This window comes from Cryobacterium sp. TMT4-10, assembly GCF_004403275.1.
GTDB classification, from domain to species: domain Bacteria; phylum Actinomycetota; class Actinomycetes; order Actinomycetales; family Microbacteriaceae; genus Cryobacterium; species Cryobacterium shii.
Window position 1 is genome coordinate 39,631 of the sequence record NZ_SOGU01000027.1, and the last position, 14,442, is coordinate 54,072.

Genomic DNA, 14,442 nt, shown 5'->3' on the forward strand with positions numbered 1-14,442 from the left:
TCGTCAGCCGAGGCGGTTACTTGGAGACGTCGGTCCCGAAGTACTTCTCGGAGATCTTCGCCAGGGTCCCGTCCGCGGTCAGCTCGGCCAGGGCCTTGTCCGCGGCGGTCTTAAGCGCCGTGCTGCCCTTGATGAAGGCCAATGCGGACTCGGACTTCTCGTCGGTGTTCGCGGCCACCTTGAGACCGGCGGCACCGGTCTGCTTCTTGTAGTCCAGGTAGGTCAGGTTGTCGTTCACGGTCGCGTCGACGCGGCCCTGCTCGACCAGTGCCACCGACTGGGCCCAGCCTTCGACGGCCTGCACGTTGGCGCCGCTCTCGGTGGCCAGGGTGTTCCAGTTGCTGGTCAGCGACTGCGCCGAGGTCTTGCCCGACAGGGTCTTGAAGGAGGTGATGGACGTGTTGTCGCTCTTGACCACGATCACGCCCGTCGAGTACGTGTACGGCGTGGAGAACTCGTACTTGGCGGTGCGCTCTTGGGTGATCGAGACCTGGTTGGCGATCACGTCGAAGCGGCCGGCCTCGAGGCCGGCGAAGATGCCGTCCCACTGGGTTTCCTCGAACTTGGCCTTGACGCCGAGCTTGCCGGCGACGGCTTCGACCACCTCGACGTCGAATCCGGTCAGCTTGCCCGACCCGTTCTCGTGGAACGTGAACGGGCGGTAGGTTCCCTCGGTGCCGACGGTGAGCGTGCCGGACTTCTGCACGGCGGAGAGGGACGTGTCCGCCCCGGCGGTCTTGTCGGAGTCAGTGTCCCCGCCGGTGGAGCAGCCGGCCAGCGAAACGGCGATCGCTGTGAAAAGGACTGCCGACATGATCTTGAGCTTCATTAGTTTCTGGCCTAACCGAGGTTTCGTCGTTCCGTTGCTGATCAGCAACGTCCGAAGACTAACAAGGTGTGCGCACCGGTCACTATTCCCATCCGACATGTCCCGTCACACAGGAGGGGACGCCGGGTCAATGGCCTTGCCCGCGATTTTGCGTGGTAATAGGCTGCGCGAGCCGTACTCAACCCGAAGGAGTCCGCCATGAAGCTCACCCCTGCCCAGCACGATCGTTCCGCCGGCGTGCTCCTCGGCCTGGCTTGCGGAGACGCGCTCGGTGCCGGCTACGAATTCGCAGGCCCCCTGCCCGACTCCACGCCCGTCAGTATGCGTGGGGGCGGCGGGTTCCACTGGGCGCCCGGCGAATGGACCGACTACACCGCCATGGCCGTGCCCCTGGCGCTCGCCGCGGCAGACGGCGGAGACCTGCGGGATGAGGCCGTACTCGACGGCGTGGCCGTCCAGTGGGTGGGCTGGGCGAAATCCGCCCCCTACGGTGGAATCCAGCTGGGGGCGGTGCTCTCGCGCAGCGAACCGACGGCAGCGGGGGTGCGCCGGATGGCCCGGGAACAGCACGAACGAAACGGGCGCAGCGCCGGCGCCGGCTCGCTCCCTCGCACCGCGGCGGTCGCCCTGGCCTACCTCGACGACCCGGGGGCGCTGGCCGATGCTGCCCGGCTGGTCAGTGAGTTGACGCACTGCGAGACGGATACCGGGGACGCCTGCGTGCTGTGGGGACTCGCCATCCGTCATGCGGTGATGGAGGGGGAGCTGGACCTGCGGGTCGGTCTTCCGCTGCTGCCGGCCGGTCGGCGCGACGCCTGGGCGGCGCGGTTCGCCTACGCCGAAGAAAAGCGGCCGGCAGACTTCTCGAACAACGGCTGGGTGGTGCAGACGCTGCAGGGCGCCTGGTCGGCGATCACCCACACCCAGGGCACGGATGCCGGCCAGGTGCGCCGCGCCATCGAGGCCGCTGCGCGGGGCGGGGGCGAGACGGATGCCGTGGCGGCCACCGTCGGTGCGCTCGTGGCCGCGCGCTGGGGACTGGCGGAGGTGCCCACGTCCTGGCGTCGCCTGGTGCAGGGCTGGCCGGGGTTGCGCGGCGTTGATCTCGTGCGCCTGTCCATGCAGGCGGCACACCGGGGCGAGGCCGCGGACGCCGACGAGATCGGTGAGCGGCGGGGCGTCAAGCTGCGGGCGCTGCGGGCGCTGCGCTGACCCGGGGCGCCGGCATCAGGACGTGAGGGCGAGAGCGAACGGCAGCACCGCCGCGACGCCCTGCCGCCGCAGCAGGCGCCCGGCGACGGTCAGCGTCCAGCGGCTCCCGGCGATGTCGTCGACCAGCAGGATCGGCCGCCCGGCGAACGGGGCCAGCGCCTGGGCGAGATCGGGCCCCACACTGAAGCGGTCCCACACATTGGAGAGCCGGTAGGCGCTGTTGCCGCCCGGGGCGCCGGTCGGCCCCGTGCCCACGAGGTCGAGGGAACCGAGCCAGGGCAGCCGCCCGGCATCGGAGAGGGCGCGGGCCACCGAGTCGACGAGCACCGGATGCCGCCGGGACGGCAGGCTCACCACCGCCGCCGGCCGCTCCTCCCAGCCCCACTCGGCCAGCACGCGGATGCAGGCGGCGATCATGGCCTTGCTCGCCGGGGCATCCGTGGCCTGAGCGGCGAAGAGGTCGCGCAGGGGCCCGCCCCAGCCCAGGTCGGTCAGCCGGGCGAGGGCGCGCCCGGCCAGCAGACGCTCGTCGACCGGGATGTTGCCCCGCACGTTCACGCCCAGGCTGGCGACCCCGGTCGGCCACTGGGCGCGCGGCTCGAGGGCCACGCCGACCCGGTCGAGGGACTGGGCGGCGGCTGATGCCATGTCGGGCCGCACCTCGGCCGGGAACCAGGCCGCGGTGCAGTTGTCGCAGCGCCCGCAGGCGACGGCGGTGTCGTCGTCGAGGGCGCGCTGCAGGAACTCCATCCGGCAGCCGGTGGTGGTCTCGTATTCGATCATGGACTGCTGCTCGGCGACGCGGGCGGCGGCGATGCGCTCGTAGCGCTCCTGGTCGTAGAACCAGGGCTCGCCCGTGGCGACCCAGCCGCCCGTGACCCGGCGCACGGCGCCGTCCACGTCGAGCACCTTGAGCAGGAGTTCGAGCGGGCTCCTCTTCAGGTCGACGCGGGCTTCCAGCGCCGGGGTGGAGAGCGGGGCGCCGCCGTGCGCGGTCAACGCGGCGATCACGGCCTCCGCCTTGTTCTTGCTGGGCATCGAGGAGGTCGCGAAGTACTGCCAGATGTCCTGGTCTTCGACCCCGGGCAGCAGCAGCACATCGGCGTTCTCGGTGGCGCGGCCGGCGCGGCCGACCTGCTGGTAGTAGGCGACCGGGGAGGAGGGTGCGCCGAGGTGGAGGACGAAGCCGAGGTCCGGTTTGTCGAAGCCCATGCCGAGGGCGCTGGTGGCGACGAGGGCCTTCACCTCGTTGCGCTTGAGCATGCCCTCGGACTCCTCGCGTTCGGCCGTGTCCGTCTGGCCGGTGTAGGCGCGCACCGGGTGGCCGGCCTCCCGCAGCAGCCGGGCCGTGTCTTCGGCCGCCGACACGGTGAGGGTGTAGACGATGCCGCTGCCGGGCAGCTCGTCGATGTGGCTGAGCAGCCAGGCCAGGCGGGTGCGGGAGTCGGGCAGGCGCAGCACGCCCAGGCGCAGGGAGGCGCGGGCGAGCGGCCCGCGGATGGTGACCACCGCGGCGGAGGTGTCGGCTCCGGCGGAGGTGTCGGTGGCGGATCCGGTCGCCGCGCTGTCCAGCTGCGCCGCGACATCCGTCACCACCCGGCTGTTCGCGGTGGCCGTCGTCGCCAGGACCGGCACCCCGTCGGGCATCTGGGCGATCAGGTCGCGCAGGCGCCGGTAGTCGGGCCGGAAATCGTGGCCCCAGTCGGAGATGCAGTGGGCCTCGTCCACGACGAGCAGGCCGACCCGCTCCAGCAGCGCGGGGAGCTGCTCGTCACGGAACTTCGGGTTGTTCAGGCGCTCCGGAGAGACGAGGAGCACGTCGACCTCGTCGTTCTGCAGCTGCTGCCGTACCTCGGCCCACTCGTGCGGGTTGGACGAGTTGATCGAGACCGCGCGCACGCCGGCCCGGGCGGCCGCGGCCACCTGGTCGCGCATCAGGGCGAGCAGCGGCGACACCAGGATCGTCGGCCCGGCGCCCTGCCGGCGCAGCAGCAGCGTGGCGACGAAGTACACCGCCGACTTGCCCCACCCGGTGCGCTGCACGACCAGGGCGCGCCGGCGCTGGTCGACGAGGGTCTCGATCGCCTCGAACTGCCCCTCGTGGAAGTCGGCGTCATCGCGCCCGACCAGGGTGCGCAGGATCTCGAGGGCGTCGGTGCGGGTGTCGGTCATCGGTCCAGCTTCGCAGGTGCGGGTGACAGGATGCCGGGTGACCTCTGGGTCACGGCCGGTCACCGGGCGCCGGGCCGCACTCGCGGCGCAGGTTAGACCCTGCGCCGGCGGGCACAGGGTCCGCCGCGACGCTGCGGGCGGGCGCGGGCGCGGGCGCGGGCAGGGGCGGGAGGTCGGGCGCGGGCGAGTGTGGGCAGGCGCGGGCTGCGGGCGGGCCGGTGGGGGACTAGAGCGCGTCGAGCCGGGCGGCCACGTCGGCGGGGAAGCCGCCGGTGCCGATCGGGCTCCAGCGGGTAGGCACGATGCGGATCAGCGACTTGTCCTGCAGGGCCATGGCGGCCCGGTACTCGGCCCAGTCCGAGTGCTCGCCGGCGATGCAGCGGAAGTACTCGACGAGACCGTCGGCCGCCTCGGGCATGTGCAGCACCTCGGCGTCGCCGTCGACCTGGATCCAGCCGCCGTCCCAGTCGTCGGAGAGCACCAGCACGGAGGCGTGCACATTGCGCTCGGCGTTGCGGGTCTTGGCCCGGGACGGGTACGAGGAGATCACGATCCGGCCGTCGGGGTCCACCCCGCCGGCGACCGGCGAGATCTGTGGGCGGCCGTCGGCGCGGGTGGTGGCCAGCAGCATCCGGTGCCGCGGGCGAACGAAGTCGAGCATGCCGTCACGGTCGACGACGGTGGAAGTTGCGATGTCTCTGGCCATGCGTCCAAGGCTACGTCAGCGTCGGGCCGGACCGGACCGGTCTCGCCCGGGTGCGTCCGGCCCCCGATCGGGACTCGCTATGCTCGCAGCGTGAAGGTCATCCAGGAACTCGAAACCCGCATGCACCCCGACTCCATCGCGGGCTTCCGGCTGGTGGTGGCGGAGGCCCGGGTTACCGACACGATTCTGCTGCACGAGCGGGCGATGCGCCGGATGGTGGGGCATGTGCAGTGGATGCTGCGCCGCGTCGGCGCGGACGGCATCCGTTTGACCGCGGCCGGCTTCCTCCCTCCCGCGATCGTGGTCGAGGCCACCACCGAGCTGGACTGGGGCTGGCCGGTGGCCGTGAACCGGGAGGTGCACATCCTGCCGCTGCGGGAACTGCGCGAGCACCTGGTCAGGGTCGGCCTGCTGCGGGTGACCCGGGGCAGCCTGCTGCAGACCAGCCGGGGCCGGGCGCTCGCCGAGGCGCCGCGTGAGCTGTGGTGGCATCTCGCCCGCACCATCCACGTCAGCCGCTCCGCGGTGGAGACGGATGCGATCAACCTGCTGCTGCTGCTGATCGCCCGGCGGGGCTTCGACGAGAGCGAGCTGTTCAAGGAGATGCTGGCCCTCAGCCTCGAAACCGTCGGCTGGGTGCAACCGGACGGGGAGCCGTTCTCCGGCGCTGCCGCGTTCGCCCTCGTGCTGACGAAGTGGCGGCTGCTCCACCAGTTGGGCGTGATCGACCGCAGCGACGATTACCTGCGGTGGGCCATCACGCCCGGCGGGGCCGCGTTCGCGCGGGCGGCCCTGCAGACAGAGGTGTGAGGCAGACCGGCAGACCGGCAGACCGGCAGACCAGACCGGGCTACCGCTGCACGTCGGAGACGCCGGCGGCCTGGTCTGCGGCCTGCTGCGTGGCGGCATTCTCCATTCCCGCCAGGTCCATCCAGAACGCCTCCCAGAGGTGCCCGTCCGGGTCCTGGAAGCTGCGACTGTACATGTAGCCCTGGTCGTCGGGGGGATTGGAGGCGCTGCCGCCGGAGGTGAGTGCCTTGTCGGCGAGGGCGTCGACCGCCTCCCGGCTGTCGGCGCTGAGGGCGAGGATGGCCTCGGTGCCCTCGCGTGCGTTCACGATCGACTTGCGGGTGAATCGCTTCATCATCTCCGTGGTGAGCAGCATCGCGTAGACGTGGTCCTGGTCGATGACCAGGCAGGCGGCGTTCTCATCCGTGAACCGGGGGTCGAAGGAATAGCCGAGTGCGCTGAAGAAGTCGGTGGACCGCTTCAGGTCGGCGACGGGCAGGTTGACGAAGATCATCGTGGACATGGTTTCCTCTCTTGGCGTCCATGGGTGGAGTCGGAACGTATGAAGGTGAAGTCCCCTCCAGTACACGCCGGGGTGCGGGTGCCTGCAAGGCCCGCGCAGCATCCGCCGCAGCCTCGGACCAGGGTCGGCCGCTAGGGTCCGAGCGGGAAGTCGCGGGTCTGTCCGGGGGAGAGGATCGCTTCGCGGCCCTCGACGCGCACCCGGATCGGGGTGGCGCCGCCGGCGTGCAGGTGCAGCCTCAGATTCGTGGGCGTCAGCTCCAGCCGGATCGGCTGCTCCCGGTAGTTGATGCCGAACGCCACCCAGGTCAGTTCAGCCGGGAGCACCGGGTGCAGCCAGAGCATGTTGTCCCGGATCTCCAGCCCGGTGTAGCAGCGCACCACCATGTCGACCGAGCCGGCCATCGCCCCGAGGTGGATGCCTTCGTGCGTGGTGCCACCCTGGATGTCCGCGAGGTCGCTGTCGAGCGCCTGGTTCAGGAACTGCCAGGACCGTTCGCGGTCGCGGCGGGCCTCCAGCCAGGAGTGCACGACATTGCTCAGGGTCGACCCGTGGGTGGAGCGGGCGGCGTAGAAGTCGACGGTGCGCACCACGGCCTCGGGCGGCAGGGAGTAGCCCATGCCGCCGAGCAGCTCGCGCAGTTCCTCGGCGGAGAACAGGTAGAGCAGCATCAGAACGTCGGCCTGCTTCGATGCCCGGTAGTTGTTGGTGCTGTCGCCTTCGGCATTGAGGATGAGGTCCAGGCGGCCGATCGAACCGTACCGGGCCCGGTAGCCGGCCCAATCGAGCTCGGGCAGGGCCTCGTAACCCTCGAACTGGCTGAGCACCCCGTCGGCCATGAACGGGACCCGCAACCGTGGGCTGATGTGCTCCCAGCGCCTGACCTCCTCCGGCCGCAGGCGCAGCCGGCTCCAGAGCGGGCGGCAGTATCTTCGTTCGAGCAGGGAAACCGTTTCCGCCGCCCGGAGCAGCACCCACGCCGCCATGACATTGGTGTACGCGTTGTTCCGGAGGCCCTCCCCGGGGGCGTCCGGGTAGCCGTCATGGAATTCGTCCGGCCCCATCACGCCCACGATGTCGTAGCGGTCGTCGGCCTCGTCGTACCGGGCCAGGCTGGCGAAGAACCGCGCCACCTCGAGCAGAAGCTCGGCGCCCTGGTGGATCAGGAAGTCGGTGTCGCCGGTGGACTGGTAGTACTGCCAGACGCTGTACGCGACGGCGAGGCCCACATGCCGCTGCAGCCGGGTGTTGTCGGGCATCCACTCGTCGGTGCGCACGTTGAGGAATTCGGTGGGGGTCACCTCCCGCCCGTCGATCCCGCTCTGCCACGGGAACATCGCCCCCTCGAAACCGGCTTCGCGGGCCGCGGCCCGCGCCTCGTTCAGGCGGCGGTAGCGGTAGCCGAGCAGCACCCGGCTGAGGTCCGGCCGACGCAGGGTGAGGATCGGGTAGACGAACAGCTCGTCCCAGAAGATGTGTCCGCGGTACGCCTCGCCGTGCAGGCCGCGGGCCGGGATGCTGGCGTCCAGGTCGGCGTCGACGTCGGCCAGGGTCTGCAGCACGTGGAAGGTGTTCAGATTGAGCGCGAGCGACTGGCGCGTGCCCGTTTTCAGCTGCACGGCGAACTCGTCCCAGAGGATCTCCCACTCCCGTTCGTGCGCGGCGAGGAGCTCGGCCGGGTCGGTCAGCCGGCGAAGCCAGGTCGTCACCGACCGGGCCGGGGAGGCGATCGCCCGGTCCCGTGAGGTGCTGACGCACACGATCTTCTCCACCCTGACCGGCCGGCCCGGGCTCAGCTGCAGCTCGAATTCCTGCGCGACCCAGCCCGCGTCATCCGTCTGCACCCGGCGTTCCGGGGCCAGGATTTCGTCGCCCGCGAAGGCCCGGGTGCGCGCCGCCATGGCGATGTGGATGCCGGACTGGGTGGTTTCCATCTCCAGCAGCAGGGTGTCCGCGTCGATGGCCACGTTCGTGCGGGGGATGAGGTGGCGGCTCGCGAGGAGCCGGTCTGCGGCCACGTTGCGGTTCGCGATCCGGCCGTCCAGGGCGGACCTGACGGTGATCGGCCCGGACCAGTCCTCGGCCTCGAACGTCGTCTCCAGCACGGCGGCGTGCGGGGCGGCCTGGGAGACGAAACGGCGGGTGGTGACCCGGGTGGTGCGGCCGGCGTCGTCGCGGAACCGCACGACCCGGGTGAGCAGGCCGCGCCGCAGGTCCAGTTCCTGCCGGTAGGTCTGCACCTGGGGGCTGCTCGGCCGGAACCAGTCGTCGTCGGCCACCCGGAACCAGAGCGGCAGCCAATTGGGGGCGTTGACCACGCTCTCGTCCTCGACCCAGTGGGTGCCCAGATCGGTGCGCAGCCGGTTGTAGACGCCGGCAAGGTAGGTGCCGGGGTAGTGCACGTCATCCGCGTCGGTTTCGGGTGCCGCTCCCCGGGTGCCCCAGTAGCCGTTGCCGAGCGTGCAGAGCGCTTCGCGGAGCCCCTCGGTGGCGGGGTCGAAGCCGTCGTATCGGAGCAGCCAGGGGTCGCTCCCCGACTCGCCGCCGGCCCAGCCGCCGGTGGGATCGGTCGTGGGGTCGGGCGTGGGGTCGGCTGCCGGGTCGGCCCGGTCCGCCGGTTCATCCGGGTTGGCCGGCTGGCCTGGTGGCTCGGTGATCGTGCCGTTGAACTCGGCCAGGTCCAGCCCGGCCGGGTCGAGGTCGCCGAGCCCGGAGACCACGAGGTCGGCGCCTGCGTCCCGCAACCGGTCGCCCGTGTTCGTGCGGTCGAGGCCGATCACCAGTCCGAAGCCGCCGCGCGCCGCGGCCCGGACGCCCGCCTCGGCATCCTCGATCACGGCCAGCAGCGGCGGAGGCACGCCCAACCGGCGGGCGGCCTCCACGAAGAGGGCAGGATCGGGTTTTCCGGGCAGCCCCAGGCGGGCCGCGTCGGCGCCGTCGACTCGCACGTCGAACAGGTCTGAGATTCCCGCGGCGGCGAGCACGGCAGCGCCATTGCGGCTCGAGGACACCAGTGCGCGCGGAATCCCCTCCGCGCGAAGCCGACGGATCAGGGTGACCGCGTCGGGGAAGGCGAGCACCCCCGAGACCTCGAGGAGCTCGTGGAACAGCTCCTGCTTGCGCTCGGCCAGGGCGGCCACCGTCAGCCCGGCTTCGGCCCGGTCTGCGGGCCGTGCTGCGGCCGCCGGCCCGTCGGGCGCTGTCAGGCCGCGGGACGCCAGGAAGGAACGGATGCCGTCCTCCCGCGGGCGCCCGTCGATGAAGCCCCGGTAGTCGTCGGAGTCGAACGGGCGCTGGGGGGTGGCGGAGAGGCCGGGCAGCACCTCGTCGAAGAGGGCCTTCCAGGCCGCCGCGTGCACCGACGCCATGTCGGTGACCACCCCGTCGAGGTCGAAGATGACCCCGGCGCACGCCACCCGGGGCGGTGGGCTCTCAGTCACGGGTCTCCCAACGGTCGGGGTGCTTGCGGTGCTTCGGTGCTTCGGTGGAGAGAATCGCACCTTTCCGGCCTTTCCGCACCTGACGGAGGGGATGCGGCGGGGACCGGGCGCCCGGCCCGCCCGCCCCAGTGGTTGGATGGATGCATGACCTTCCCGCCAACCAGCGTCGCCACCCACACCGACGATTTCGCCCGCTTCATCACCGCCTCCCCGTCGTCATACCACGCGGCCGCGGAGGTCGCCCGACGCCTGGACTCCGCCGGCTTCAGCCGTGTCGACGAAGCCGAGGAGTGGTCCGGTGAGGCCGGACGGCGCTACGTCGTTCGTGACGGCGCGGTCATCGCCTGGGTGCAACCGGCCGGCGCGGGCCCGACGACGCCGTTCCGCATCCTGGGCGCCCACACCGACTCGCCCGGGTTCAAGCTCAAGCCGAAGCCGACCATCGGGGCCCACGGATGGCTGCAGGCCGGCGTCGAGGTCTACGGCGGCCCACTGCTCAACTCCTGGCTCGACCGCGAGCTCGAGCTCGCCGGCCGGCTGACCACCATCGACGGCTCCGAGCACCTGGTGCGCACCGGACCGTTCTGCCGCATCCCACAGCTGGCCATCCACCTCGACCGTGATGCCAACACGGGCCTCACCCTCGACCGGCAGCGACACCTGACCCCGGTCTTCGGTGTGGGGGAGGCCGGCCAGGCCGACCTGGTCGGGCACCTTGCCGGACTCGCCGGGCTGCGGGGTGAAGAGGTCGCGGGGTACGACATCCTCACCGCCGACACGGCGGCCCCCGCCCGGTTCGGCCTGGACGACGCACTGTTCGCCGCCGGCCGGATGGACAACCTGTCCTCGGTGCATGCCGGCCTGGTGGCGCTGCTCGCCGCGCCGGAGCCCAGTGATCAGATCCTGGTGTTCGCGGCCTTCGACCACGAGGAACTCGGTTCCCAGACCCGCTCCGGCGCGAGCGCACCGCTGCTCGACGACATCCTGACCCGGATCGGGGCGGGGCTCGGGGCATCCGTCAGTGAGCGGTTGCGTGCTTACGCCGGTTCGTGGTGCCTATCGGCCGACGCCGGTCACTCCGTGCACCCCAACTACCCGGAGAAGCACGACCCGGCGAACCGGCCCGTGGCGGGCGGGGGGCCGTTGCTGAAGATCAACGCGACTCAGCGTTACGCGACGGATGCCGGCGGTGCGGCACTCTGGGCAGGTGTCTGTGCCCAGGCCGGCGTGGAATATCAGGAGTTCGTGTCGAACAACAACGTGCCGTGCGGCTCGACCATCGGTCCGCTGACGGCGACGAGGCTCGGCATCCGCACGGTCGACGTCGGAATCCCGCTCCTGTCGATGCACTCGGCCCGCGAACTCTGCCACGTGAACGACCCGTTCGCGCTGAGCGCGGCCATCGCGGCCTTCTTCGCGCCCGTCCGGTAGCCGTTACTCGGCTGCCGCTCGTCGCCCGTTGCCTCGTCGCCGGTTTCCTCGCCGCCCGTTTCATCGCCGCCCGTTTCATCGCCGAACCGTGAGTTGCGCCCCTGTTTCCGTTCCGGAAACAAGGTCTTCTCACGGTTCGGCGAGGGGCACCAGGGGTAAGAGGCGGTGTTCTGCGACGGGGTCAGTGCGCGAAGGCGCCGGGGTCAGCGTGCGAAAGTGGGCTGCCGGCCGTACACCGACTCGCCGTGCCTCGACTCCACAAGATCCTGCGCGTCGGCGAGTTCGCAGTTGGACTCGTGCACGATGAGCGGCCAGACAATGCGGCGGTCGTTCCCGACGTGGGCTGTACCACCGATTCCGCACTCCCGGCAGTGGACGTTCAGGACCCAGTCGTTTTCTCTCATTCTCAGAGATTTCCTCAAATACGTCCGTGCGGCAAGGGGGTGTACCTCCGCGCCGCAGTGTGCGAGGCCCGGCGGTGTGCACGGCCCGGCATCCGGGCATCCGGACGTCCGGTCCGAGGCTAGGCGGGGTTCGCGGCGGCGAGACGTTTGATCCGGGCCCGGGCCGCGTCCTCCGAGGACGACGAGCGGCCGAGCAGGAACCGCACCGCGCCGAGCACCGCGCCCGTGGCCCAGACCGCGGGCAGCATCGACCGCCGGAGGCCGAGCAGGTCACGGTATTCGCGGGGGATCGACGCGACCGCGCCGGCGAACATGACCCGGTAGAACGGCATCATCGCGGGCCGGAGCGGGGGGTTGCGGATGAAACGCACCGCCTCGGCGACGCGCTCGTCGCTCTTGAGCACGCCGGCATCCTTGAACGCGTCGAGTTGTTGCTTCAGTTCGGCGGCCGACAGCGGCGGGTTTCGCACGCCGACCAGTTCTCCCGCCTTCGCCCATTCGCGCACGTAGCCGTCGGCGCCGCCCGGAATGGCGTCACCCCAGATCGTGTGGGACTGCAGGAAGGCGTCGGTGAAGACGATGTGCACCCAGGCCAGCAGCTCGGGGTCGCCGGCCGCATAGGGGCGTTCGATGCCCTGGGCGTCGCGGTAGGTGCCCGTCACCCGGTCATGGAAGCGCCCCACCCGGGACGATTCGAGCTCGGCCAGCTTGGTGTCGGCGAAGGTCACCGTGACCAGCCACTGGATCGTGCCGGCGAGACGCCCGAGGGGGTCCTCCTGATAGCGCGACCAGTCGTGCACGCCGGCCATGGCGCCCGGGTGCAGGGTCTGCATCAGCAGTGCACGGATGCCGGCGACCATCGTGGCCATCCCGCCGTGAACGGCCCACGAGGCCGAGCCCGGGCCGAAGAACCCCGCGTCGTCGCCGAGCTCGATCTTGTCGACCCAGTTCGGCCGGCCCTCGCTGTTCCCGGAAAATGTCACCAGGAGATGTGACCGCCAGCTGTCTACGAACCTGCCCATGGAGAGAGGCTAACCCGTGGTTGCTGGGCATCGGCTTCGAAGCTCGGCGCTGCTCCTCGAGGGTCGGGCGCGGCGTCCGGCGCCGAACCAATTCGACGGAGATTCTGATCCAAAAACAGGGTTTCAGGCGGTTTGGGCTCCATTCGGGCAAAATCTCCGTCGAATTCGTTGGGGCACTGAGGTGAGCGCCGGCCGCCGGGCAAGGGCGCGTGCAGCGAGGGTGGAGTGGATGCCCGGCGAACCAATTCGACGGAGAAACGGCTCTAAAAAGTGCGATTGCGGGTGTTTGATCCCGATTCGGGCAAAATCTCCGTCGAATTCGTTGGGGCACGGGCACGGGCACCGGCACCGGCACCGGGACCGGCACCGGGACCGGGGGCCGGTGGAACACGGGGCGGGCTCGGCGACCATGGCAGGGCGGGACCGGGTGATCTAGGCTCGGAATCACCATGCCGCCACGCTTCCTGTTTGCCGATCAGCTCGGTCCCCACTTCGATGACGGCGGACCGCTGGTGATGGTGGAGGCCGTGGGGGTGCTCGGGCGCCGCCCGTACCACCGGGCCAAGGCGCACCTGATCCTCAGCGCCCTGCGCCACCGGGCCAGGGAGCTGGGCGACCGGGTGGAATACCTCCGCGCCGATCACTACCGGGACGTTCTCACCGGTCGTGAGCTCGAGGTGATCAATCCCACCTCCTGGGGTTCCCGCGCCCTCGTGCAGGAACTCGGCGCGCACGTGTTGCCCAGCCGCGGCTTCGTCACCAGCGAAGCGGACTTCTCCGCCTGGGCGGCGGGGCGGCCGCCGTCGCGGCTGATCATGGACCAGTTCTACCGCCAGGTGCGCACCGACACGGGACTGCTGATGCGCGGCCCCGACCCGGAGGGCGACCGGTTCAACTTCGACCACGACAACCGTCAGCCGCCGCCGAAGGGCGCGGTGAGCCTGGGCCTGCCCGACCCGTATCGCCCGGTCGAGGACGACATCGACGAACAGGTGCGCGCCGACCTGGACCGGTGGCAGGCGGAGGGGCGCATCCGTCTGATCGGGGACGACGGCCCACGCCGGTTCGCGGCGACCCGCACGGAGGCGCTGGCGGCGCTCGCCGACTTCGTCGAGACGCGGCTGGGCGACTTCGGACCGTTCGAGGACGCCTCCCTGCTCGGCGACGACGCCATGGCCCACTCGCGGTTGAGCGTTCCCCTGAATCTGGGGCTGCTGCATCCGCGCGAGGTGATCGACGCCGTTGTCCTGGCCTACGAGACCGGGGGAGCGCCGCTGCAGAGCGTGGAGGCAGTCGTGCGGCAGATCATGGGCTGGCGGGACTGGGTCTGGCACCTCTACTGGCACCTCGGCGAGGATTACGTGCGGCGCAGTAATTTCCTGGATGCGCAGGTGCCGGTGCCGCGGGAGTTCCTCGAACTCGACGGACAGGGCGTGCGGGCGAAGTGCGTGAGCCACGTGCTCGACCAGGTGCGCCGCACGGGACATGCCCACCACATTCAGCGCCTGATGGTGCTCGGCAACTGGGCGCTGCAACGCGGGTACCGGCCGGCGGAACTCACCGACTGGTTCACGAACGCCTTCGTCGACGGCACGCCGTGGGTGATGCCCGCGAACGTCGTCGGGATGTCCCAGCACGCCGACGGCGGAATCGTCGCCACCAAGCCCTATGCCTCCGGTGGCGCGTACATTTCGAAGATGAGCGACTATTGCGGCTCGTGCACGTTCAACCCGAAGAAGCGACTGGGCGAGGACGCGTGCCCGTTCACCGCCGGGTACTGGGCCTTCCTCGACCGGGTGGAGCCGCGCATCCGCGGAAATCACCGGATGGCGCAGCCGCTCGCCGGTCTGCGCCGCCTCGTCGACCGGGACGAGGTCGTCGCCCAGGAGCGCGAACGCACCGACTGGTGAGGCT

11 protein-coding genes are annotated in these 14,442 nt (G+C 70.8%); 4 read left to right on the top strand and 7 right to left on the bottom strand.

The features are described 5' to 3' along the window. Window positions 1–16: 16 nt before the first annotated feature. Window positions 17–829: an amino acid ABC transporter substrate-binding protein gene (locus tag E3T42_RS03620; RefSeq protein ID WP_134402459.1), complete on the bottom strand. Its 813-nt coding sequence runs from the start codon at window positions 827–829 to the stop codon at window positions 17–19. 198 nt (window positions 830–1,027) lie between these two features. On the opposite strand from E3T42_RS03620, the gene E3T42_RS03625 reads away from it, so the two are divergent. Then, entirely contained in the window at window positions 1,028–2,041 is a 1,014-nt protein-coding gene (locus E3T42_RS03625; protein WP_134402460.1) for an ADP-ribosylglycohydrolase family protein, read from the top strand. A 15-nt stretch (window positions 2,042–2,056) separates the two neighbouring features. Here E3T42_RS03625 and E3T42_RS03630 read toward each other — a convergent pair whose 3' ends face one another. Next, window positions 2,057–4,213, bottom strand: a complete 2,157-nt coding sequence (locus E3T42_RS03630) for a RecQ family ATP-dependent DNA helicase (RefSeq protein WP_134402461.1) — start codon at window positions 4,211–4,213, stop codon at window positions 2,057–2,059. Window positions 4,214–4,439: 226 nt separating this feature from the next. Beyond that, window positions 4,440–4,919, bottom strand: coding sequence for a PPOX class F420-dependent oxidoreductase (locus tag E3T42_RS03635; protein WP_134366909.1), 480 nt, complete (start codon window positions 4,917–4,919; stop codon window positions 4,440–4,442). A 90-nt stretch (window positions 4,920–5,009) separates the two neighbouring features. On the opposite strand from E3T42_RS03635, the gene E3T42_RS03640 reads away from it, so the two are divergent. Beyond that, window positions 5,010–5,729: a hypothetical protein gene (locus E3T42_RS03640; protein ID WP_134402462.1), complete on the top strand. Its 720-nt coding sequence runs from the start codon at window positions 5,010–5,012 to the stop codon at window positions 5,727–5,729. A 40-nt stretch (window positions 5,730–5,769) separates the two neighbouring features. Here the strand turns inward: E3T42_RS03640 and E3T42_RS03645 are convergent, their stop codons facing one another. Both E3T42_RS03645 and E3T42_RS03650 read right to left on the bottom strand, forming a co-directional pair. Then, window positions 5,770–6,231 (bottom strand): VOC family protein, encoded by a 462-nt coding sequence (locus E3T42_RS03645; RefSeq protein WP_134402463.1) that lies wholly within the window; start codon window positions 6,229–6,231, stop codon window positions 5,770–5,772. 131 nt (window positions 6,232–6,362) lie between these two features. Next, window positions 6,363–9,671: an HAD-IA family hydrolase gene (locus tag E3T42_RS03650; protein WP_241975807.1), complete on the bottom strand. Its 3,309-nt coding sequence runs from the start codon at window positions 9,669–9,671 to the stop codon at window positions 6,363–6,365. A gap of 144 nt (window positions 9,672–9,815) precedes the next feature. Between E3T42_RS03650 and E3T42_RS03655 the strand changes: the two genes are divergently transcribed. After that, on the top strand, window positions 9,816–11,102 hold the full coding sequence (locus E3T42_RS03655; RefSeq protein ID WP_134402464.1) for a M18 family aminopeptidase: 1,287 nt from the start codon (window positions 9,816–9,818) through the stop codon (window positions 11,100–11,102). Between the two features lie 203 nt (window positions 11,103–11,305). On the opposite strand, the gene E3T42_RS03660 is transcribed toward E3T42_RS03655, so the two are convergent. Further along, complete coding sequence (locus E3T42_RS03660) at window positions 11,306–11,506, bottom strand: hypothetical protein (protein ID WP_134402465.1); 201 nt, start codon at window positions 11,504–11,506, stop codon at window positions 11,306–11,308. Between the two features lie 119 nt (window positions 11,507–11,625). Next, window positions 11,626–12,528, bottom strand: a complete 903-nt coding sequence (locus tag E3T42_RS03665; RefSeq protein WP_134366914.1) for an oxygenase MpaB family protein — start codon at window positions 12,526–12,528, stop codon at window positions 11,626–11,628. Between the two features lie 449 nt (window positions 12,529–12,977). Between E3T42_RS03665 and E3T42_RS03670 the strand changes: the two genes are divergently transcribed. Continuing rightward, complete coding sequence (locus E3T42_RS03670; protein WP_134402466.1) at window positions 12,978–14,438, top strand: cryptochrome/photolyase family protein; 1,461 nt, start codon at window positions 12,978–12,980, stop codon at window positions 14,436–14,438. The last annotated feature ends 4 nt before the right edge of the window (window positions 14,439–14,442 follow it).

Bases quoted from the DNA above. Each gene is read 5' to 3' on its own strand.
- E3T42_RS03620 (WP_134402459.1), bottom strand. From the start codon at position 829: ATGAAGCTCAAGATCATGTCGGCAGTCCTTTTCACAGCGATCGCCGTT.
- E3T42_RS03625 (WP_134402460.1), top strand. From the start codon at position 1,028: ATGAAGCTCACCCCTGCCCAGCACGATCGTTCCGCCGGCGTGCTCCTC.
- E3T42_RS03630 (WP_134402461.1), bottom strand. From the start codon at position 4,213: ATGACCGACACCCGCACCGACGCCCTCGAGATCCTGCGCACCCTGGTC.
- E3T42_RS03635 (WP_134366909.1), bottom strand. From the start codon at position 4,919: ATGGCCAGAGACATCGCAACTTCCACCGTCGTCGACCGTGACGGCATG.
- E3T42_RS03645 (WP_134402463.1), bottom strand. From the start codon at position 6,231: ATGTCCACGATGATCTTCGTCAACCTGCCCGTCGCCGACCTGAAGCGG.
- E3T42_RS03655 (WP_134402464.1), top strand. From the start codon at position 9,816: ATGACCTTCCCGCCAACCAGCGTCGCCACCCACACCGACGATTTCGCC.
- E3T42_RS03660 (WP_134402465.1), bottom strand. From the start codon at position 11,506: ATGAGAGAAAACGACTGGGTCCTGAACGTCCACTGCCGGGAGTGCGGA.
- E3T42_RS03665 (WP_134366914.1), bottom strand. From the start codon at position 12,528: ATGGGCAGGTTCGTAGACAGCTGGCGGTCACATCTCCTGGTGACATTT.
- E3T42_RS03670 (WP_134402466.1), top strand. From the start codon at position 12,978: ATGCCGCCACGCTTCCTGTTTGCCGATCAGCTCGGTCCCCACTTCGAT.